Annotated in this window: 24 protein-coding genes; 2 read left to right on the top strand and 22 right to left on the bottom strand. The window is 44.7% G+C overall.

The window, feature by feature from the left end; translation table 11 throughout:
• Positions 1–5 precede the first annotated feature (5 nt).
• On the bottom strand, positions 6–491 hold the full coding sequence (gpt, locus tag EYQ95_RS02210; protein WP_111914326.1) for a xanthine phosphoribosyltransferase: 486 nt from the start codon (positions 489–491) through the stop codon (positions 6–8).
• Between the two features lie 116 nt (positions 492–607).
• On the opposite strand from gpt, the gene EYQ95_RS02205 reads away from it, so the two are divergent.
• Complete coding sequence (locus EYQ95_RS02205) at positions 608–928, top strand: 2Fe-2S iron-sulfur cluster-binding protein (RefSeq protein ID WP_111914327.1); 321 nt, start codon at positions 608–610, stop codon at positions 926–928.
• Here the strand turns inward: EYQ95_RS02205 and EYQ95_RS02200 are convergent.
• From EYQ95_RS02200 to EYQ95_RS02160, 9 genes are all read right to left on the bottom strand, one after another.
• Positions 925–2,076, bottom strand: a complete 1,152-nt coding sequence (locus EYQ95_RS02200; RefSeq protein WP_111914329.1) for an ATP-NAD kinase family protein — start codon at positions 2,074–2,076, stop codon at positions 925–927. The two genes, EYQ95_RS02205 and EYQ95_RS02200, sit on opposite strands and share 4 nt — an antisense overlap.
• A complete protein-coding gene (locus EYQ95_RS02195) occupies positions 2,073–2,672 on the bottom strand; it encodes an elongation factor P hydroxylase (protein WP_111914331.1) in 600 nt (199 codons plus the stop codon). Before EYQ95_RS02195 ends, EYQ95_RS02200 begins: the two co-directional genes overlap by 4 nt.
• Positions 2,665–5,436, bottom strand: a complete 2,772-nt coding sequence (locus EYQ95_RS02190) for a S9 family peptidase (protein ID WP_165831927.1) — start codon at positions 5,434–5,436, stop codon at positions 2,665–2,667. Before EYQ95_RS02190 ends, EYQ95_RS02195 begins: the two co-directional genes overlap by 8 nt.
• 90 nt (positions 5,437–5,526) lie before the next feature.
• Complete coding sequence (locus tag EYQ95_RS02185; protein ID WP_111914335.1) at positions 5,527–6,702, bottom strand: MFS transporter; 1,176 nt, start codon at positions 6,700–6,702, stop codon at positions 5,527–5,529.
• Positions 6,699–7,784, bottom strand: coding sequence for a chorismate synthase (aroC, locus tag EYQ95_RS02180; protein ID WP_111914337.1), 1,086 nt, complete (start codon positions 7,782–7,784; stop codon positions 6,699–6,701). The genes EYQ95_RS02185 and aroC overlap by 4 nt, the downstream gene beginning before the upstream one ends.
• A 55-nt stretch (positions 7,785–7,839) precedes the next feature.
• Complete coding sequence (prmB, locus tag EYQ95_RS02175) at positions 7,840–8,793, bottom strand: 50S ribosomal protein L3 N(5)-glutamine methyltransferase (protein ID WP_111914339.1); 954 nt, start codon at positions 8,791–8,793, stop codon at positions 7,840–7,842.
• 11 nt (positions 8,794–8,804) lie between these two features.
• A complete protein-coding gene (gene sixA / locus EYQ95_RS02170) occupies positions 8,805–9,290 on the bottom strand; it encodes a phosphohistidine phosphatase SixA (RefSeq protein WP_126266330.1) in 486 nt (161 codons plus the stop codon).
• Positions 9,287–9,649, bottom strand: coding sequence for an RnfH family protein (locus tag EYQ95_RS02165; RefSeq protein WP_207916199.1), 363 nt, complete (start codon positions 9,647–9,649; stop codon positions 9,287–9,289). The genes sixA and EYQ95_RS02165 overlap by 4 nt, the downstream gene beginning before the upstream one ends.
• A complete protein-coding gene (locus EYQ95_RS02160) occupies positions 9,633–10,091 on the bottom strand; it encodes a type II toxin-antitoxin system RatA family toxin (protein WP_111914345.1) in 459 nt (152 codons plus the stop codon). Before EYQ95_RS02160 ends, EYQ95_RS02165 begins: the two co-directional genes overlap by 17 nt.
• 102 nt (positions 10,092–10,193) lie before the next feature.
• On the opposite strand from EYQ95_RS02160, the gene smpB reads away from it, so the two are divergent.
• Entirely contained in the window at positions 10,194–10,697 is a 504-nt protein-coding gene (gene smpB / locus EYQ95_RS02155; protein ID WP_111914846.1) for an SsrA-binding protein SmpB, read from the top strand.
• Here smpB and EYQ95_RS02150 read toward each other — a convergent pair.
• The 12 genes from EYQ95_RS02150 to queE all read right to left on the bottom strand — a co-directional run bounded on the left by EYQ95_RS02150 (position 10,694) and on the right by queE (position 21,289).
• Positions 10,694–12,193, bottom strand: coding sequence for a hypothetical protein (locus tag EYQ95_RS02150; RefSeq protein WP_111914347.1), 1,500 nt, complete (start codon positions 12,191–12,193; stop codon positions 10,694–10,696). The two genes, smpB and EYQ95_RS02150, sit on opposite strands and share 4 nt — an antisense overlap.
• Positions 12,194–12,195: 2 nt before the next feature.
• A complete protein-coding gene (locus tag EYQ95_RS02145; RefSeq protein ID WP_111914349.1) occupies positions 12,196–12,693 on the bottom strand; it encodes a M48 family metallopeptidase in 498 nt (165 codons plus the stop codon).
• A 295-nt stretch (positions 12,694–12,988) separates the two neighbouring features.
• Complete coding sequence (locus tag EYQ95_RS02135; protein WP_165924685.1) at positions 12,989–13,816, bottom strand: type II secretion system F family protein; 828 nt, start codon at positions 13,814–13,816, stop codon at positions 12,989–12,991.
• Positions 13,777–14,544: a type II secretion system F family protein gene (locus EYQ95_RS02130; RefSeq protein ID WP_165924684.1), complete on the bottom strand. Its 768-nt coding sequence runs from the start codon at positions 14,542–14,544 to the stop codon at positions 13,777–13,779. Before EYQ95_RS02130 ends, EYQ95_RS02135 begins: the two co-directional genes overlap by 40 nt.
• 86 nt (positions 14,545–14,630) lie before the next feature.
• Complete coding sequence (locus EYQ95_RS02125) at positions 14,631–15,878, bottom strand: CpaF family protein (protein WP_111914357.1); 1,248 nt, start codon at positions 15,876–15,878, stop codon at positions 14,631–14,633.
• Positions 15,879–15,892: 14 nt separating this feature from the next.
• Positions 15,893–17,107, bottom strand: coding sequence for a pilus assembly protein N-terminal domain-containing protein (locus EYQ95_RS02120; protein WP_111914359.1), 1,215 nt, complete (start codon positions 17,105–17,107; stop codon positions 15,893–15,895).
• Between the two features lie 2 nt (positions 17,108–17,109).
• On the bottom strand, positions 17,110–17,826 hold the full coding sequence (locus EYQ95_RS02115; protein ID WP_111914361.1) for an SAF domain-containing protein: 717 nt from the start codon (positions 17,824–17,826) through the stop codon (positions 17,110–17,112).
• A 6-nt stretch (positions 17,827–17,832) separates the two neighbouring features.
• Entirely contained in the window at positions 17,833–18,429 is a 597-nt protein-coding gene (locus EYQ95_RS02110) for a hypothetical protein (RefSeq protein ID WP_111914363.1), read from the bottom strand.
• Positions 18,426–19,034 carry a hypothetical protein gene (locus tag EYQ95_RS02105; RefSeq protein WP_111914365.1) on the bottom strand — a complete coding sequence of 203 codons (609 nt, stop codon included), beginning with the start codon at positions 19,032–19,034 and terminating at the stop codon, positions 18,426–18,428. Before EYQ95_RS02105 ends, EYQ95_RS02110 begins: the two co-directional genes overlap by 4 nt.
• Complete coding sequence (locus tag EYQ95_RS02100) at positions 19,031–20,221, bottom strand: hypothetical protein (RefSeq protein ID WP_132327467.1); 1,191 nt, start codon at positions 20,219–20,221, stop codon at positions 19,031–19,033. The genes EYQ95_RS02105 and EYQ95_RS02100 overlap by 4 nt, the downstream gene beginning before the upstream one ends.
• 23 nt (positions 20,222–20,244) lie before the next feature.
• The gene (locus EYQ95_RS02095; protein ID WP_111914368.1) at positions 20,245–20,511 is read right to left on the bottom strand and encodes a Flp family type IVb pilin; all 267 of its coding nucleotides are present in this window, start codon (positions 20,509–20,511) and stop codon (positions 20,245–20,247) included.
• 76 nt (positions 20,512–20,587) lie between these two features.
• Positions 20,588–21,289: a 7-carboxy-7-deazaguanine synthase QueE gene (gene queE / locus EYQ95_RS02090; RefSeq protein WP_111914370.1), complete on the bottom strand. Its 702-nt coding sequence runs from the start codon at positions 21,287–21,289 to the stop codon at positions 20,588–20,590.
• Position 21,290: the final 1 nt, after the last annotated feature.

Genomic DNA, 21,290 nt, shown 5'->3' with positions numbered 1-21,290 from the left:
TTAACTTAACTTTCATGCCCTGCTAACGGGTCAATATAATGCAAACGCATATCCCACGGGAAATGAATCCACGTAGTTTGCTCTATATCCGCCTCATAGTCGTCTACTAAAGGTAAGCCAGCAGGTTTAGCGTATACCGTAATAAACTTCGCTTTAGGTAATTGTTTACGTAAGTATCGAAGGGTGTTACCAGAATCGACTAGATCATCAATAACAATAAAACCTTCACCATCTTCAGTAGCTTGCACTGGCTTTAACATTTCAGGTTCTGCCTGTTGCGACTGATGCATATAAGAACGAATCGAAACGGTGTCTACTACACGTAAATTCAGTTCACGAGACAGAATAGCTGCGGGTACCAAACCACCACGAGTTACAGCTATAACTCCTTTCCACTGCTCTGCCGGCAACTGTCTGCGGGCTAATTCGCGTGTAGCGCGGTGTAACTCTTCCCAAGAAACGAAATATTCTTTGTGATCGTGCTGGCTCATAGATTCTGTTTTCCCTTGAACTTTTGGGTCGTGGTACAATATTAAACATCATAGCATTAGCAATAACGTAATCGCGACAGCGCTTAAACTAAAGATTGAATAGATAAGGTAATTCCATGCCAAAAGCAGTATTTATCGACCACCAAGGTGGTGAGTATGAAGTAGACGTTCCAGTTGGACAAAGCCTAATGGAAGCTGCGACAGATAACATGATCGACGGTATTATTGGAGAGTGTGGAGGCGTATGTTCTTGCGCTACTTGCCATGTATATGTTGATCAAGCTTGGTTAAACAAACTACCCGCTGCTGATGATATTGAAGAAAGCATGATCGACGTGGCACGTGAGCCGGAAGACAACAGCCGCCTAAGCTGCCAAATCGAAATGACCGAAGAACTTGATGGCATTATCGTAAGAATGCCGGTATCTCAGTTCTAACTTCGGTTGAATGCGGCTATCGTGACCATAGTTCGGTCATGGTAGCCCGTTACCACAGAAATAAGTCCAGCCCATAAGTCGTCCACGTCGTTTTGACCTGAATCAACAATTAAAGGTCTTCCGTTCAATGCTTTTAGCTTCTCTTTCGTAGCGACAATATGCACGTTCGAACGGTCAATTAACCTTAACAACTCAGGACTCAACTGCTGATTCCCGCGGCCCAGTAAATGGCCCTGACCACCAATTAATGTAATCACTAAATGTGTTTCTGGGTATTGCTCTTTTAATTCCACAAGTTCCCGAGCAGATAAGTCTTGGCCCACCAGCTTTTCATCACATACTGCATCTACCCCTAAAAGCGTATTTTCTACGCCTAACCGCTCCATTATTGCGGCTACAGTAGAGCCAGAGCCCATGATGTATAAATGACCTGGCTCCATAGACTCAATAATATCGTCTGCGATGTCGGTTAAAACTAGCTCGTCGCTTTCCTTTCCACCCACTTTAACGGCTTGCATATATTCCAACTCGCTGGGCACCATAAGCTCGCCATATCGTTTAGCGCGAACTGTACCTTGCCTAAACGCGGTCTCGTCGATATCCATTACGTCGGCCCAGCGCACCGTAGTTAGCTGACCAGAAACAACCATGCTTGCTACCTGCCCTGCTGCCCGCGGGTGAATAGCATAAACACCCGAATGAATTTTAACGCCGGCAGGAATACCGATAACTGGAATCTCTTGGTCTTTAATTACGGTTGCTAGATCTCTTGCAGTGCCATCACCGCCCGCAAATAGAATGAGGTCAACGCCATGCTCTAGAAAAGCCTGCACACAACTTTGAGTATCACTCGCTTCGGTTTGCTGCTCATTAGGTTGATAGCAAACGACAGGATCCACGCCAAAGCTTCTCAGTAAATCAGCCCCCATAGTTCCTTCTGGGGCTAGCCATTCAATGGCTTCTTGCTCATTCCCGCACGCTTCAAATAATACCGTTAGCGCCGCTTTTGCACGGTTTGGGGCGTTCTGAATGGCGCCCCGCTTCAGCGCTTCTTCACGTATAGCTTTGCCGTCACTGCCTTTCAATGCGGTCGAGCCGCCAATACCAGCATATGGGTTAACAACCAAACCTATTTTTAGTCGTTTCATACAGCGCGAAGTCCTTCTTTCTGACAGCATTGGTTTAACAGTGAATGAGCGTAGTGCTCTAGTTCATAAAAATTGGGCATGGTTGTCTCGTGAAAATTACACAGTGTTTCGCACATGCTCAGTAACCGCTCGGGTAAGCCGTTTTTGTATAAAGTTTGCGCGTATTCGACGACATCCTGCGTAAATTGTAACTTCTGTTGGCTTTGAACCGCGTGGGGCGCATTTAGGTTGTCTAAGCTCACTTCAAACTGAATTTGAGCACAAAGGCTTAGCAACCACTCGTAAGCCTGTGGCTTCACTTCCATTTTTAAGAAGTCGGCTTGCTGAGCTGCGTTACGACCGTCTGGCGCATACCAATAACCGTAGTCCAATAGGTGACGTCGTACTTTCCCAGCTACACACCAATGCGATATTTCATGTAACGCGGAACGTACATAGTCATGACTAAATACAATTTGATGATAGGCTCGATTTCTTGCAGCCGGCAGGTAAAGTGGCTCAGAGCCACCTTGGATAAGCTCCGTGTGATATGTATGCAAAAAAGTGCGGTTAAATAACCGCACTATTTCATTTGCATTTAAAACTTCATCAGTCATACGCCTGATATTCGACTCCTTCAAGCCACCAACTCGGTGAACCTTCACCTTTTAAGTGGTAATCAAAGAATTCTAACATTTTTAGCGTGTAATCGACTTTATTTGCGTATTGTTGCAAGTGATGTGGTTCGCCTTCGTACTGGAGCATCACCACAGGCTTGTCTAAGCGGCGCAGAGCTAAATAGTATTCAATACCCTGCTCCCATGGTACAGCTCCGTCTTCGTCACCAAATTGAATAAGCATTGGCGTATTAATACGGTCAGCAAAAAATACTGGCGAGTTCTCAATGTACGGGTCGATATCCTCATACATGTTTACGCCTAGGCGACTTTGCCCTTGCTCGTACTGGAATTGACGAGCCAAACCACTACCCCAACGAATTCCGCTATATGCACTGGTCATATTTGAAACTGGAGCACCGGCAACTGCCGCATCGAAAATATCGGTTTCGGTAACAACAAACGCAGTTTGGTAACCAGACCAACTATGTCCATGCAGCCCTAGACCGTCAGGGTCCGCTATGCCTTCTTCAACTAACATTTCCATTGCCGGTACCAGTGACTCTGTTGCACTAGGTCCCGGAGCACCAACGCGGAAGTTAATGTCAGGTAAGAACACTAAGTATTCTTGGCCTAAGTAAAATGGGAAGTTGGGTCTATGGTTTACTTTCATCTGGTTAAATTGATGCAGACGCTGCGAGAATTTCTCGTAGTAATAAACCATAACTGGGTATTGACGGTTCGGATCATAGTTATCAGGCTTAATTAGAATGCCTTCTAGCTCTTCACCCACCGTTGACTCCCAAGTTACAAGTTCTGCGTCACCCCAAATAAAGTCGCTTTGTTGAGGGTTTACTTCAGTAATCCGTGTAGGCTCAGCAAATCCAAAGTCAGTGATTTGAACGTCAGGGAATTGTCTGAAATCTTCCTCAGTAAAATAAATTACATTGGTTTCGTTTTCCCAATGCACAAGTTCGTAAGTTTTCTCACCCGCAACTAACTCGTAAAGCCCTTGGTTACCGCGGTTAAGCGCATAGAAACCACTGCCCTTGGTGTCTTCGTTGTATGCGCGTAAGAACAACGCCTCGTTAGCGCCATAAAAGCCTTCGTCCTTCTCTACAATTCGGAAAGAACGCTCGGTTTCACGACCTTGTCCAGACGTTAAGTTCTGGTAGTCGCCTTGCGCATTAAACTGCCAAATGTCGAAGCGATCATAAACAAAGAACGCAGAGCTATCGGCTAACCAACCACCGAAGCCATAGCCGTAAGCACCTTGTGGGCGATCGTTTTCTTCGTCTACCCAAGAAACATCAATTCCACTACCGATTTCTTGGCTTGTACTGGTTTCGGCACTGAATAGGTTGAGTTTCTCGTTTTGTAAGAATGCAATGTATTCACCGTTAGGTGACATTTCTCCACGCTGCCAGCTCGGCACTTTCTCCGCTACAAGTTGTTTCTCGCCAGTGCGAACATTCACGTGGTAAATATCATGGAAGAAGCCGTTCCACGTAATTTCACGCAGATAAGGCGTTGCGTCCGACTGCATAGCCGCAGCATAGTCGTCGTCAATCCAAGTGCTTAGCTCAACATCGTCGCTTAAGTGCACCCATGACTGAGTATCTACCCAATATAAAGACTCCGCAGTTGCACGTTGCGAGCGGCGATAACCTTCACGTTGGTGGGTAGAAATGCGGTCGTCGTCACCATGCCACACTTGTACGCGTCGGTCGTCCAAAATACGTTCCAATGAGTAAAGATCTTCAAGAGTTTCTGGTTTAGGAAGATCTTCGCTTTCTTCTGTTAGCGGGCGAAAACCTACTTCAATTGCTGTGTCGTCATATAACCAAGAAACTCGGCTATGCTCTGATATAGCCCAACCGTCTCTTTCATACGCAACAGAAGAAACTTCACTTTCACCGAAATTCCAAACAAATAGTTGGCGTGTTTCTTCGTCTTTGTCGCTGTCTGGAGCCGCCGCAAGAATCGCAATACTGTCACCAGCTTCGTCAAAGCTCATCGCAGCCTTTGCTTTTCCGGTGTTTTCAATAAGCTCTAGTTGTGAGTTATTTGATGTATTGCGAACCCAAACCTCTCCTGGATTCTCGTCGGTAGCTTTAGTTTGAAAAGCCACACGATCACCCGAATCTGCTACAACAAATTGTGAAACGTTCTGTACAGAGCGTTGTTGCCCCGTGTTTACATCAACAAAAACTAGAACCGGCGTCTCTTTGCCATCATCCTCGGCATCACTCAATGTTTGGGTTTGCAACACTACTAAGGTTTGGCTTGACCCCGTGAATTCAGCACTTTCAGCATTCTCGAATACAGTTTGCTCACCCGTAGCCACGTTCACCAATACTTGATTGGTAACCAATGCCTTTTTCTCTTCGTCCGTTTCAGCTTGTTCACGTGCTAACAAAGCAGGTCGTTGTGTAAATACAACATAAGCACCATTTGCAGACACACGCGGGTGTGTGCCTCGTTCAACTTCCCATTGATTACTTACTGAAAGTTGCTCTGTTGAACGAACAACATAGCCTGTTGGGTCGCCTAAATCTGGAACAGCGTCATACGCATACACTAAGCCTGAATCGCTCCAGTCTTGGCGCTCAATTTCGCGAAACTTCATAATATCGGAAACCGACAATGGTCGCTGTTCGCCACTAGGCTCGTCAGCATGAGCAAGCGTGGTAACGCCCTGCCAAGACGCAAAAGTAAGCGGCAGCAATACCGCCAAAGAAACAATATGTTGTGTTTTTGCCATGAGTTGCCTCATTTTTTATAAGTAGATGCTTCGATTATTACCAATATAAGCCACAGACTCTAGTTACTAGGGAGTTATCAGTCGTAAAGTTCAGTGGTTGGTCGAATTTTGTAGTCGCTCATGTTTAGGGCGAGCCACACCGAACGCAGCTAGCATGCCTAAAAATGCAGAAATAGATGCAGCTAAATACGTTAAATCGGCTCCTGCGCCGTCTTGCCACAAAATACCTGAAATATATGCACCAATAGCCCCGCCGCCGGCAAAGCCAACACTGACATAAATAGCTTGCCCCCTACCTTGGTGTTTCTGTTGGAAGTGCCTATGAATAAACCTCATTGCAGTGCTGTGGTGCAACGCGAAGCTAAATGCATGAATAAGTTGTACTAAGACAAGTAAAACAAGAATGTCGGCAAAAGAAGCTAATGCCCACCAACGTATTGCGGTTAACCCCATGCACAATGCCAAAATTCTCGACACTCTAAACCGCCCAACAATTCTGCCAGCTACTGCAAACATAACCACTTCGGCTGCAACGCCTAGTGCAATGATTATTCCTACTGCGGTTGGGTCGTAACCTAGCTGGCCTAAATAAAGCGCGAAGAACGCATAAAACGGTGCAAAACTAAGTTGCAATAGAATGCTAGACGCCATAAACATGATGAACGGGCGAGAAAAAACCGCTGTCCAAAGCGATTCCGTGTCAATTTCCGAGGTTTCTACCGGTTTTATATTTGGTTCTCGAAGCAAAAACACGACAACGGCAAGCGGTAGAAGCAACAAGGCTGCGAGTAACGGAAACGAGGTTTTACCACCCCATGCCATGAGTTCAGCGGCAACTAGCGCAACAATAATAAAACCAATACTGCCGCCTAACCTTATTTTACTGTAGCGCTGGTGTTGGTCGCCCAGGGTATTTAAAGTAACCACTTCAAGCTGTGGCAAAATAGCCGACCAAAATAAGCTCATACCACCAAGTACAAAAGCAACCTGAATGTAACTTTCCGCAAAATAGAGCACGCTTAAGAAGACTAAAGAAATAAGCACTGCAAACCGCATAATGGGCAGGCGCTTGCCTGTTCGGTCGGTGTATGTTGCCCAGAGAGGTGGACCAATAATTCTGCACAGCGTAGCGTAGGCTATAAGTTCGCCTATCTCCTTCGAATTAAAGCCTAACGCGTCGAGAAAAACACCCAAATACGGCACAAGAAGCGCAAGTACGCCAAAGTACCCAAAATAGGCAAAACCTAATAATCGAAAAGCCTTCATGGAACCCGGAAAGTTGTTGGTGTTACATCACCATTTTGAGCACGTTGCAGTAAGAAATGGTCAATAACCACCAAAGCCATCATGGCTTCGGCTATAGGAACAGCACGAATTCCAACACAAGGGTCGTGCCTACCGCCAGTTGAAACCTCAGTAGGCTCACCCTGATTAGTAATCGTTTGCCCCGCAGTTTTAATACTAGAAGTTGGCTTCAACGCTATGTCGGCAACAACAGGCTGGCCCGTACTAATGCCCCCTAACACTCCGCCACTTCGGTTACTTTTAAAACCTTCGGGAGTAATTTCGTCTCGGTGCTCACTGCCTTTTTGAGTGACAACTTCAAAACCGTCTCCTATGGAAACAGCTTTAACTGCATTAATGCTCATTAATGCCTTTGCTAAATCTGCTTCTAGCCTGTCAAAGACAGGTTCACCAAGACCAGGTGGTAACCCTTTTGCCTGCACCCGAATACGAGCACCAATTGAGTCACCTTCCTTTTTTAAGTCGCGGATCAGTTGGTCTAACGCATCTAATTTAGTGTCGTCTGGAAAAAAGAAAGCATTGGTTTTCGCTAACTCTAAGTCTAGCTTCTCTGCTTGAATATGCCCCATTTGTACCATGGCGGCTTCAATGCTTATGCCTTGTTGTGACAACCATTTTTTGGCAATTGCACCAGCGGCAACACGCATCGCTGTTTCTCGAGCGGATGAGCGCCCGCCACCGCGGTAATCTCTAAAGCCAAATTTTTGGTCGTACGTATAGTCGGCATGTCCTGGTCGGTATAGGTCTTTAATATTGGAGTAGTCGCGGCTACGCTGATCGGTATTTTCAATCAGTAAACCTATCGGCGTTCCAGTAGTTTTACCTTCAAACACACCAGAAAGAATTTTCACTTGGTCAGCTTCTTGGCGTGGCGTGGTGTACCGATTTCCGCCCGGCTTCCTTAAGTCTAGTTCCTTTTGAATATCGGCTTCGCTTAAAGTTAAGCCTGGAGGACAACCGTCGACAATGGCCATTAAAGCAGGCCCATGACTTTCGCCGCTGGTTGTAACTTTGAAAATGGTTCCCAAACTACTGCCAGGCATCACAGACCCCTTCAATAAATCAGTTTTGTGCTATCAGTACTTAACAGAGCACTGCTTAACGGCTTTGTATATGGTCTTTAAACTGAACCAAGTCATTACGGTAGGCAAGGAAAACACCAGTACCACCGTTTTCAAATGCTAACCAAGTTAGCGGTAGTTCCGGCCAACGCTCTGCTACATGAACTTCACTGTTGCCCACTTCACATATCAGCATACCTTGCTCGCTCAAATACTGTGGAGCGTCGAGCAAAATATTCTTCACAAGATCTAATCCGTCTTCGCCAGCCGCTAAGCCTAATTCCGGCTCGTGGTGATACTCTTGCGGCAAGTCATCCATGTCTTCAGCATCTACATAAGGCGGATTAGTGACAATTAAGTCATAACTTTGTGCAGGTATGTCTGTAAATCCGTCCGACTGAATAAGCGTAACTTGTTCATGTAAGTCGTACTCGGCAACATTCATTTGAGCTACTGCTAATGCGTCTTCTGAAATATCGCTCGCGTCGATGTATGTTTCAGGGAATGCCGCGGCACATGCGATAGCAATACAGCCAGAACCCGTACACAAGTCGAGAATGCGCATTGGCTCTTGCGTTAACCAAGGCGAGAATTGTTTCGTAATCAGTTCACCAATGGGTGAACGAGGAACAAGAACGCGCTCGTCTACGTAAAACGGCAATCCCGCAAACCATGCTTTATGCACTAAGTAAGCCGCTGGAACACGGTCGTATAGCCGGCGCTCAAGCATTTTTGCTAAATGCTTTCGTTCTTCTTTCGCTAAACGACAGTTGCCATATTCAGACAACGCCTCAAACGGTAAACAGGTCACTTCAGAAAGAAGTAAATTAGCTTCTTCCCAGCCACTCTCAGCCCCATGGCCAAACCAAACGTCTTCATGGTGAAGCTTAGTCGCAATATAGCGCTGCCAGTCGGCGATTGTTTTTAAACCTTTGCCTAGCTCTATTTTTTTGCTTTCAGTATTCTTTTCGTGCTCGTGCTTCTCGCCCATGGCGCAAGCTCCTATTCATCTTGATTCTTATAAAACGACTTCAGAGCACCACTCATGGCTAAAGGCTCTACATCTAAAACGGCAATACCGGCAGTTGGAAACAAAGGCGCTTGCACTGCGGTATCTAAATAATGCACCAAATAGCACACAAAAGGCATGTGAGACACCACCAGCACCGACTCTGCAGGCTCAATTTGCAACCTTGCTAACAAAGCGCCAGCAAACATTTCAGGGTCACCGTCTGGTGTAATCTCGGTACTAATCTCAGTGACTTCTACAGGAATTTGCTCAGCAACATGGTCGTAGGTTTGCCGAGCACGCGAATACGGGCTCACAATAGCTAAATCAATACCCTTCTCATGCTTCTTCAACCACTGCGCCGCAGTTTCTGCTTCAGCATGGCCACAATCTGTTAATACCCTATTCGCGTCTGCACCTGGATATGGGCGCATTACAGGAGGCTCGGCTTCGCCATGACGCATAATATATAACTTCACGATGTACTACTCGACTTCGATTCACTACGTTGTTTGTCTGGCCGACCACCGGTTACTTTGTCGGCGCGCCCTTCTTCTTTCGCACGCTCTGCGCGGCGACGGCGTATTTCTTTTGGATCGGCAATTAACGGTCGGTATATTTCAACTCTGTCGCCATTTTTTACCGTGTCGGTAAGCTTACAAGTGCGGTTCCATATACCCACACGGTCGGCACTTACCTCGAACTCAGGAAAAAACTTATCAATTTGAGAAAGCTCAATTGTTTTTTCCACTGTGGTTCCTTCAGGAACTTGCGTAGAAACAATTTTCTGTTTTTCTGGTGTGCCATACACCACTTCAACATTAACGAGTTCCGCCACTGCCATATACCTGTTTTGCGCGTTTTGCGAACGCGTCTACCATTCGGCTTGTTACCTCATTAAAAACCTTTGCAAAGGCAAAGTGAAGTAACTTACTGGAAAACTCAAAATCGAGTTGCAAGATAACTTTACAAGCGTCGTCTGAAAGCGGTTCGAACTTCCACCCCCCCTGCAAAGACTTGAAAGGCCCATTCAGCAATTGCATGTCTACCGTATGGTGCGGATGCAACGTATTTCGCGTGGCAAATGTTTGCTGAATGCCCGCCTTACTAATGGAAAGCTCGGCTTCTATAACCTGGTTACCATGAACGTCGTTCGAGCTTAATAAACGCGCACCCACACAACCAGGCACAAACTCTGGGTAAGCGGTTATGTCGTTCACCAAGTCAAACATTTGTTCGCAGCTATAGTGCACTAAAGCGCTGCGTTCCACTTGCGGCATTGCGCAACCTCTTTATTAGAAGTTCAGTTTTTCAAAATGGCGCACATTTTAACGTGTACTGCCCTTGCCTGCTACCGTCAAAAACCAATTCTTTTTCCTTTCATGCAACGCCTGAAAAGGTATAATAGGCGCATGAAATCAAAAAAGAATTCCAGTAGTACCATCGCCCTCAATAAAAAAGCCCGCCACGAGTATTTTTTAGAGGACAAGTTCGAGGCCGGAATCGAGCTTCAAGGTTGGGAAGTAAAAAGCATCCGCGCAGGTAAAGTAAACATTGCCGACAGTTATATTCTGTTGCGCAACGGCGAAGCCTTTCTGATTGGTTCTCGCATTCAGCCACTCAACAGCGCATCAAGCCATGTAGTGTGCGACCCAGAGCGTACACGCAAGCTGCTTATGAAAAAGCGCGAATTAAGTACCCTTATCGGCAAGTCTGAACGCGAAGGCTACTCTATTGTCGCCACCGCTATGTATTGGAAGAAGTGCTGGGTGAAGCTTGAAATTTACCTTGCTAAAGGTAAGAAGTCTCACGACAAGCGCGACACCATTAAAGACCGCGACTGGGCACGCCAGAAAGAGCGGATGCTGAAGCACGAGGTTCGTTAAGTTTCGCAAATGCAATTTGCATTCACAGGAAGCCAGTTTCCATCGGAACCGCACTTTTGTTCAATCCTGCAATTATAGAAACTTGCAGGGTTGAGCATCTCACACTCTCGTCCTGAAACGATATCTGTATGAACTTCATTCAACGGAATAGTGGGTATCACAAAATTGGCAAACATTTGGGGCGTAGAGTTATATATCGGGTGAAAATACGCATAGCCAGCACACTCGTTGTTATGTTCTGGAAGTTTTATCCATTCCATTTGTGCCACCAAATAAGTGGAGACACTGGTACTTTTTAAGTTTCTCGCCGAAATCACAACTTCCGAATTATATTCCCCCTCAGTAGTTAGCTCATGGCTTACCCAGCAAACAAGATCACCAAACTCATGAGGCGGGATATTGTTCTTGTCACACATCACTTCTGCGCCATTTGAAGCTTGAGCTTGAATACTACAGCCATGAATACATGACTCGATATGCATATGGAGCGTAGCACTAAATTGTTTATCTATTTGCTCCACACTGCACCCTTCACAAGAGTAATTACTGAGTTTGGGAGGCTCTGCGGCTAGACACCATAAACTCACCTGTACACAGCGAGTTACGCTAGTCTGTAATTCTTCTAAGCGATAAAATGCCTCTAAAAATCGCGTGTTAGCATCACCAGACAGAACAAGATTGTTGCGAATGACGACTTCCGAAGCCTTAACTTCAGTTGCGTTAAGTTCTTCTGACCAACTTTCTACGGAGACGAGCCCCTTTACATCAGCTGATTCAGTTAACAGTTGTGCTGAACTAACCTCATTCATACTGGCGGCACCTATATTTGTATTTCCAAGAATTCCAGAACTGCTTTGTATATCCTGAAAGTCCAGCTCAGAAATATCCCCATGTCTCCCAATTAGAGTATCGGTGCTCAACGCAACAGAATCTGCGGAATCACTCGTTGCAGTCTCGGCATGTAGATCAGTTACACTTACATCGTTACTCTGCTGTATATTGTGTTCTTCAAATTCTAAAGAGGCGCGCATTTGTAGATTTCCGTTCGTATTGTGAGCTCCCCTAGTAGCAATTCGACTGCCCACGATATCAAAGGACTCTGGCAGCAACAGTGATACAGTAGAGTTATCCAGAGACACATCCACAAGTACTTTAGAAACTTCTTGTGCCATCGATGCTCGCAGAAAGGCAATATTTAAACGTAATGGCTTTTCTAATACCTCTACGCGTGTAGCTATTTCTCCTAAACTGGCGAGTGCCTTTACTACACCATTACTCTCAACCCATTGATTGAAACTCTGAGTTTTTGATTTACTCCAATATAGCCTGAGAAGATGCATCCGAACCTCATGGATCTGTTGGAGAGCATAGCTACGTTGAGTCTCCGCAGTTTTAACCGCATTAATCAACATGGCGGTAGTTAATGTTGCACTCACCAACCCAAGAATAGCCAAAGCAATAGGAATAAAATAACCTGCTCCTCCTTTCATGCCCATGTTTAGTCAGAACCCGGTAAGGTGGTTTTTGTTTCGTCTAATTGAGGAAAGTTTTGCCCTGTTTGAAGTTCGAATAGCCATTCTATAATTTGATTATTCTTGTTCGATGAAGCTAATGTTTGAGACTCAATAAATGACGCGGTTGCGAGGCGCAGCTGTACTAGTCCGAGTAACTCCCACGCTTGTATATTCTTTGGAATTTGCTGAGTTACGCCATATATCAACCCATGTGCTTTCATATACTCACCCGTTCGAAGATATAAATAGCCAAGTTCTAGTTGATACTGAAAGTCTTCTGGGTAGTTACGCGAAAGCTTTCTTAGGTCGCTTTCCGCTGTTAAATAGTCCCCACGATTCATTGCCTGACTAGCTCTTAACTCTAACTCGGAACGTTTAATTGGAGACCAGGTAGACTGAGCAAAGCCGGTAAGTTCACATCCTGTCAATAAACTCAGCGATAGTACAAACCCCATGTACGCGGGGAATCGATTTTTATTCATTTTTACGTCCTTGTTTAAGAGCTTACAGCTGTCCGCTTTTCGATGACTCCATAAGCGTTCCAGCAAGTTCTAACGGACCAAGGCCTCACTGCTTTATGCTGCTGAAGTGCGCGTCCGTTATGATCCAGCCAAATCAAATCGATCGATTCAAACATAAACATTGTGTGTATTGATTTACACTTCGGTAAATACAATGCATCACACTGGTTCGGTTTTACCATCCAACCTAATGCTCGATGCCAAAATGACATGGGGCGCCATAATTTCTCTATGCCATATTCTTCACACAACTGCTTCATTGCATCTTCACCCAAATCAGACCAACAAATGGCAGTAAGGTAGCGGGAAAGATCAGTAATGCGAGCGGGGCAAGAAGCCTTACAGGCGTTTCTTGCGCGACTTTTTCTATTTCAAACTCGATATTTTCACGATTAATTCTAGATTGCTCTGTCATGAGAGCATGTACACCACTTCCCTGAAGAGCCGACTGCTTCAGTAAGTTTATAAAGATTCTAATTTGCGGGCACGGTAAAGTTAAGTAAACAGACTCAATCGCTTGAGAGTAAGAGTACCCTGTCTTCAGACGGCTCATAGCTAGCTTCAACTCTTCCGTTAAAGGACCCGACCTTATATCCCTCAGCACCCTCTGCAATGCAGTGGCAATGGGAAAACCCGCTATAGATAGTAACGCAAGACCATCAAGTACATGCGGTAACTGATATACAGCTTCTTTTCTTCTCGATTTCGCTTTTCGAGACGCATTTAAAAAAGGCTTTAAAAGCCACAATAAAACGATGGCGCTGGCCACAAAGAAAAAGGGATTCATTAGAAAAAAGTTGAGTGGTGCCAGCAAAAAGAAACACAGCACGAGTAAAGTGGTTCTTAGTTGTACATATTCTTGACTGTATCCAGCTAAGCGCATGGGAAACAGTAATGCGCCTTTACTCGATTTGGGTAGCCTCTCAAATAGGTATGCCGCAATAGAATTTAAATAGCGCCTAATAATAACCCCATGCGTCAACAAGTAGCGCAATGACCAATAAAACGCACTAATAACAATACACAGAGTGAGCGATATATAAATCACAACGGAACCCTGACATTCAATAATTTTCTCATCCAAAGCTGTCCTGTAACAACCAAGAAAATAACGGTTCCCATAAGTAAAGCTCCAAATGTGCTGTTTATGAGAATGGTGATCGCTTCCGACTCAATCATGTAAAGCGCCAAAAACAATAAAAATGGAAGACCCGACATCACTTTGCCTTGCATATTACCTTGCGCCGAAAGGCTTCTTACCCGGTCTTGCAAGCGACTGCGCAAGCGCATGTTGTTTGCCAGTAATTCAAGAATTTTTGCCAGTTGCCCGCCAGAAGAGGATATAAGAGTCAACATGCACACCCATCTTTCCAGTTGTTCATTTTCAAGATTTGCGGCCATTCTTTGCAAAGCTTCATTGAGCTTCCACCCTAACCGTACACGCCTCATTACTAACCCTAATTCTTGGCTTAAAGGATACTCGGCATTAGCTGCAACAAAGTCAAAAGCGCTATTTAATGAGCCTCCAGATGAAACATGATTACCTAACATGATACTTGCATCGGGAAGTTGCTTAACCAGTTTCGATACACGAGTATTTTTAAGGCGTTTTAAAAGGACTGGAGGAAAAATAAAACTAATCAGAAAAAAACTAAACGTTAAAGCCAAGCTTTGGGTTAATAACCAGCATAGTATTGCTAAAAAACCAGCTAATGACATACAGATAAACAAGAATTGCCGTGCGGGTATAAATAGAAACAATTCCACTAACCCCTGCTGTATCTGTTCCTCGTATCGGTTTTCTAACGCCATAAAATAATCGCTCAACGCAGCTTTGCACGCCGAATACAGCGTGTATGTCACTAAGCCAATACTTATCATTATCGCAGCGGCTAGAATTAGTCTGCGCCCATTGTGGCTGAGATAATTCGCGCTTTATAACTCTCAGGTAAAACTTGGGTCAACAAAGAGACTTCACCAGTAGGGATAAGTTTTTGACTTACCGGATCACGTTTGAACAGTTCTGCGAGCTGTATTGTGTTCGATTCAGATCCCTGAACCTCACACAATGACTCAATTCTTCTCTTTCCCTCTGATGTTCTTGAAACTTGCAGTACAAAGTGAATAGCGCTAGTCATTTGCTGACGAATCGCATTAATCGGTAACTCCATTCCAGACATAAGCACTAAAGTTTCCAATCTCCTCAGCGCATCTCTGCATGTATTTGCGTGTATTGTGGTCATAGAGCCACAGTGACCAGTATTCATAGCTTGCAACATGTCTAAGCTTTCACTAGCTCGGCACTCACCTACAATGATTCTATCTGGACGCATACGAAGAGCGTTAACAACCAACTTACGAATAGAAACTTCGCCCTCACCTTCTTGATTGGCAGGTCTGGCCTCCAATCTAACAAGGTTACTGTGGTTTACCTGTAATTCAGCCGCATCCTCCACAGTAACAATGCGCTCTTCACCGGGGATAAATGATGACAATATATTCAGTAAAGTTGTCTTCCCGCTTCCTGTTCCTCCACTTACCAAAATATTAAATTTACTCGTTACCAGAATGGGTAAAATATCAGCGAGTTCCGCTGAACAGCTATCGCTTTGCACTAAATCATCAAGGGTTAACTGTTTTTTTGAAAATTTACGAATAGTTAGGCTACTACCGTCAACAGCGAGAGGAGGTATAATCGCGTTTACACGAGAGCCACAAGCCAAACGAGCATCCACCATGGGGGAGCTCTCATCAATACGCCGCCCTAGAGGAGTAACAATACGATCAATGATCTGGCGAACACGCTGCTCACTCTCGAGGTTCACTGGTGAACGCTTAAGTTTCCCTCCACGCTCAACAAACACAGTATCAAACCGGTTCACCATAATTTCAGAAACCTGTTGATCTCTCAGTAAATCGTCAATAGGACCAAGCCCCAACAAATCGTCTAGTAAAGTACGAACAACTTCTCTAGGGTGCTCAAATCCTCCATTAAACCCACCTTCATCAAAGGTACTTTGAACTTCTCCATCAATCATGTTGGTCAGGTAATTCCGAACCGCGCTCTCCTCCATATCTTCTAGAACATTATGACTCTGATCCAATTGCCGTATTGCTAACTGTTTAATTCGTTCATAAGCATCCATGCCTAACTCTCCATTTATTCAATACACTGCGCTAATTGAAGTTGCTCTGTAAGATGTCTTGTTCTTAGTTCAGTTTCGGTCGCACGGTTTTCTTGCAAGGAGACTATGTTTGGCTGAAGAAACACAACTAGCTCCGTCATTTGACTACGAATCTCTTGTGAGCCACCTAGCCACTCTAAAGGGGTATTGTTATTACTCTGAAAGCTTTCTTGGCTTTTCATACCCGCTAATATCAAAATTTCATTAGGCTCTACCACGACTTCCGACTGAGATCGGCGAGTTAATAAACCTGGGATACCATTTATTGATACTGCCGAGTCCAAATTACTCATTTCCGCATCAACATAAACTTTGATATCGCCCTGATCATCGATTTCTCCTTTCGTCCTAATTTTAATTCCGTAGGGATGAAAGTTAATGTTGGGGTTACCATCATTTGATGCAGCAGGCACTGGAATTTCACCTCCAGCATGGAACTCACTCCAAACATTTTCCAAGGACCGGATAGTTGGAGAGGCTAAAAGCCTTGCTTCACCTCTTTGTTGAAGCAAGCTAAGTATCGAAGATAGTGAAAAATCCCATCCAAGATTCAAGTTTGTTAGAGCATCACTTCTGCCGGTATTGCTCTCGGAGAACTGGGTGAATAAAGATACAGACGGACCATTTACGCTATCGCTCCAGTTCACTCCGTACTGAGTTAATGAGCTTTTTTTTAGCTCTGCAACTTGAATATTAAAAATCAGCATTTCTGGCTGCTTCTCAATTTTTGTTAATTGTGAGACATCCAAGCTTTGAAATGAACTTGCAAGCTGTCTTACCTGTTCAAACGTCTTTTCCTCAAGCCGTCCTGATAACCAAATACTCTCAGGTGTTTGCAACCGCTCTACATTGCTGCCTGCTAAAATCACATCTAGAAAATGAATTAAAATGGCTCTCTCTGGGGGAGAAATAACAAAATCATACTCTACCTTCTCTCGCTCCGTAGCATTTTCATTCCAAGCTGTAATGTTTAAAGAGCCAGCTCTAAGCCCTCTTACATGAAGAAAGGTATCGCTTAATAATGCTTCCGCAAGCTCTGGCTGACTCGACACCACTCGACTTGGATTGAATGGCAGTTCTATCGAAACTTGCTCTCCCACTTCGAGTATCATTCTTTCATTAGCGTATAACTTAATTGAAAGAAGCGTCAGAAAGGAATAAAGCGATAAACCCAGTATATGAAATCGCATCTTCACCGCGCCCCGTAAGCTACGCCAAAGAGACTAGGTTCAGTGAATGACCTTAAAATAGGTTCTGACTGTCCATTAGAGATGACAAATTTCAATTCAGAGCGGTGATTTAACTCATTAAGTAACGCATATTGACGTTGTGGAACTCCAAATGTGACGTAGTCATACTCCTGCTCACTTTGACCGACATGCAGTGGTGACAACCTAATGATAGGAGCTTGGGAAACCAACAATTCCCACAGATTTACCTTTCTTTGATAAATGCTTACCGAGTCACCGAGTTGAAAAGCTCTATCGTGAGTCCATACGGGCTCGGCTTCGACAGTAAATGGGTAATAATTTTCTTCTAAATGCTCGACAAATCCATTATCACCTTCCTGTAAATGTATGCGTTGAAGAGGTTTTCCCGCAAAAACAGCGACCTTAGTCTTATAACCAGTAACATTTTCTAGACTGCCTATCACAAGTGTGTCTACCGGCAATGCTTCAACAGCTAGTCTTCTAACCGCAAGGTTTTCGTTAGAAACCACTTCTCCAACGTCTAAGTCTCGAACAGGAACTAAAACTGCGCGCTTATCTACGGGTAAAGGAGGTAGCCTCGGGCGAGCATTTACCTGACGCTCAACCTCTAGTCTCATCATCGCAAACGCTACGACAGAAAACACGACAGCCAAAATTAGGGGAATAAATAAATTTACAAGTAGTTTCTTCTTGCTCATGCTGTATCACTCACCAATTTCCGTTTGATGTATTTCCAGCTCAAAAGTTAGCAACTTTCCATTTTTCTTTTGTGCTGTCTTTACGACAAAGCTATCCTCTTCATACCATGCAATTACATAGCTTTGAGTCGCTACTTGGCGAAGGACAACTTGGTTCGTACCTCTGCCTAGCTCACTTTCAATTTTCCTCGCATATCTCCACAAGCTAATAGAGCTGTATGAAGTATTTAATATTGTCCCTGGCCAACGATATGCAAATGACTGATGCTCAGACGCGTTTTCCTTTAATTTCGTCTGATGCCACAATGTTTTATTCGTCGAAGCTTCCACACTGACTATTTGCTCTGGGTCTACACATATCCAATAGTTTCGAACTTCTTCTACGACTGTGTATGTATCGCTTGTACCCAGATACACCTCGTGACACGAACGATTTGCTAACCAAGCTTCAATGTCCGAGAACGACTCTCGTATTTCCAAACTTTGAACTTCAAAAACATGAAGATCTGTAGCGGGTAGAACGACCCTTGTTTCCCAGTGCTCAGGAATGTCGAACGAAGCAATTTCACCGTTCATCACCAAAGCTAATAAAGCGAGATTCAATGCTCTTCCGGTTGATACTCGGGTACAACCTCAGGATCAACCCAGCCCAGTTTCAAGCTACTCGGGCCAAACTCACGAGCAAACGGAAGGATTGCGACCCATTGTTGAACGGTTTCAAAAGGAAGTTTAGATATATGATGTGAAGTTACAAATTGGCGTGGAGCATTTGAGAGATCACCTTGTGATTTTGCGCTCCAACTATCATTGATTTTTCGGTAACTAAACCACTCTTCGCCACGATTTAGTACCTTTACCCGGTTTTGGTTTCCAAGTGGAAAATGTGAATTTTCAATTCCAGGTAAAGTGCTCCAAACACCTGATAAAACGCTCGCCGAAGAATACTCTTCATCCGTTTCTAGACTGAAATCAATTTCATCTCCTTCAGCAAAATCATAGTCCTCGTCAAGCTTTTCAGGAATTAATGCGCGCATATTCAAAGCGTTTCTAATCCATGCTTGTTCTAACACAATATTTGCCTGCTGGTCGGCGTCATACTTGTCGATTAGTCGCTCCGAGAATTCTCCAAACGCGAACAATACAATCAATCCCACCAATCCGATAAAAAGTGAGGACTCGAGCATGGCTTGCCCTTTTTCAAATATCATAAAGTTACCGCCCTAACCTGTTGTTCGATTACAGATCTATCAATAGTCGTTACCGGATGCGCTCGCTCAAACCATAAGCCATTAAATAAGTTAGGAGACTCTGTATTTCTATCTCGGCGCGGAAATAGAGATTGAGGTCGAGAAAAAGCGACTTCATACCTTCCTATACCTACATGTAGGAGGGGTTGTTGCGATAATTCATGTTTCACCGAAGAAGTAACCACTACGGTGACTTGAGGGAATTCATTACTCTCTTCTGACAGAAGATATTGATATGGTGTCGCACGTGCCCTAGCGATTCTGTTCACTCGGTTTAAAGCTCTACCGGTCGTTCTTCTATTAATTTGATAAGTTCCACCAAACTCATTTCTCGAGGCTCTACGAGGCGGACGCTGACGGTTATAGCTAGCGCCGCCGCCATAACGGTACTCATGATGACTAAACAGAATACGCTGATGAACTGCGAGTGTGTCTATGCTTTGCCAATACACTTGGTTATTTCTCGACACAAGTTCAGAACCTCCAGCACGGTCTACCGAAACCCATCGCAGATCGAACCAATTGTATGACCTATTCCGAGTAAAGGGGTCTCTGCTATGCCCGACCCATTCGGCGTAATTTTCGGGTTGCTTTCGCTGCTGAAAGTTAAGCCATAATTCGGAAGCTCCCGTAAGAGATTGGTGGTTAAGAAGCGCGATCTGATAGCCTTCCCCACTTTGTCCAACAACTTCATTCACTGTTTCCAAAGCAGAAACCCAGCTAGCATGATGAAATGCCATTTGAGCGAATTCTAGCCCCTTGATAATCGCTGACTGGGCTTCAATAGTAAGGCTTATCCCTGTATTGATGGGCTGCTTCATTCTCTGGACGGTTTTCGCTAGGCTTCGCGTTGCTGCATTTAAATATGGAACCCAACTCGTAAATAACGCAGTTCGCACGCTGACATCTTCAGTCATAGAAAACCATGAGTGAAGTGCCATTAATTGCCCAATAAAGACTTCATTGGCCAAAATTGCACGGTTGGTTGCAGCTTTGAAATTTAAGTCTCTAGCCCCCAAAACTGCCAATGATTGAGCGGCATGATGAGCTACTTTTTCAACATGCACTTGCTGTTGGCTCTGAACTGCTAACTTAACCACCGCTACTAGCCCAAAAAACATCCCGCTAAGAAGTAAAACACCGAGCACCAGAACCTGTCCCCGTGCGAGCCTCAATCTCCATCACCTTCGTTTGACTCATCGTAATCTGCTAATCCATAGTCTTCTGCTGCTGAGTCTTCAGCATCGTCAGCAGCGTCTTGAGCTTCTGAGAGAGAATCGTTTGCAGACTGCCCCGATATTTCTTGAGCAACACCCGCGATTTGATTACGTAATGTTTTCCCAAATAACGAATACACCCCAATAGCAGACACCACCACTAATGCCAAAATAACAATGTACTCAGTCATACCTTGACCTGAAGACTTGATAACTCGCATAACTACCTCCCTATGAAAACTCACTTTCACAAGGTCTAGCAGGCAAATTTAAGTTGGGAAAGAAAACCTAGCGGTTTTAATCGATCGCCAAGTACTTATGAAGCTGCACCGATAAACGCCAGTTGCGTTTGATGCAGGTTTCTATGGCAAGTTCTGTTGCTCGTGGCCGTTGGCTGATGGGTTGTAATGCTATTGAAACTGTGGGGTCTACGGGGTGTTCTTTTAGCAACTCGTCTAATGCGTCGACATGCTTTTGCATGGCTATTGGGTACTTAATTTCGTTCGCACGTTGCATGGCCTGTGCGCAAATGGCGTAGCCGCCGGGCATGTCTACTTTCGGGCTTACGGTTACCCATGTGTCTGGGTGTACGCGCACTTCAAATGTACCACTGGTTTCAATTTGGCATTGATAACCGGCCTTGTGAAGCGTTGTGGTAAGTTCTGTTAGGTCGAACATGCATGGCTCGCCCCCGGTAATCACTACATGTTTGGCGGTCCAGCCTTGTTGCTGGAATTGCTCTAATATTTGCGCTGGAGTTTGCGAAGCCCACTGACTCGACTCTTTTTTCTTAGCCAATACGTCTTTAATTTCAATTTTGTCGGTTTGCTCCATAGGCCACGTATGCTGGGTGTCGCACCATGGGCAACCTATTGGGCACCCCTGTAAGCGTAAGAATATTGCTGGCACACCTGTATAAACACCTTCGCCCTGAATGGTTTCAAATGCTTCATTCACCGGCAAAGTTGTTTGAATTTGGGGTGCGGGGGCAATTTTCATG

The sequence above is a fragment of the Lysobacter sp. N42 genome, assembly GCF_004344885.1.
This window is presented reverse-complemented; position numbering and strand designations above follow the sequence as displayed.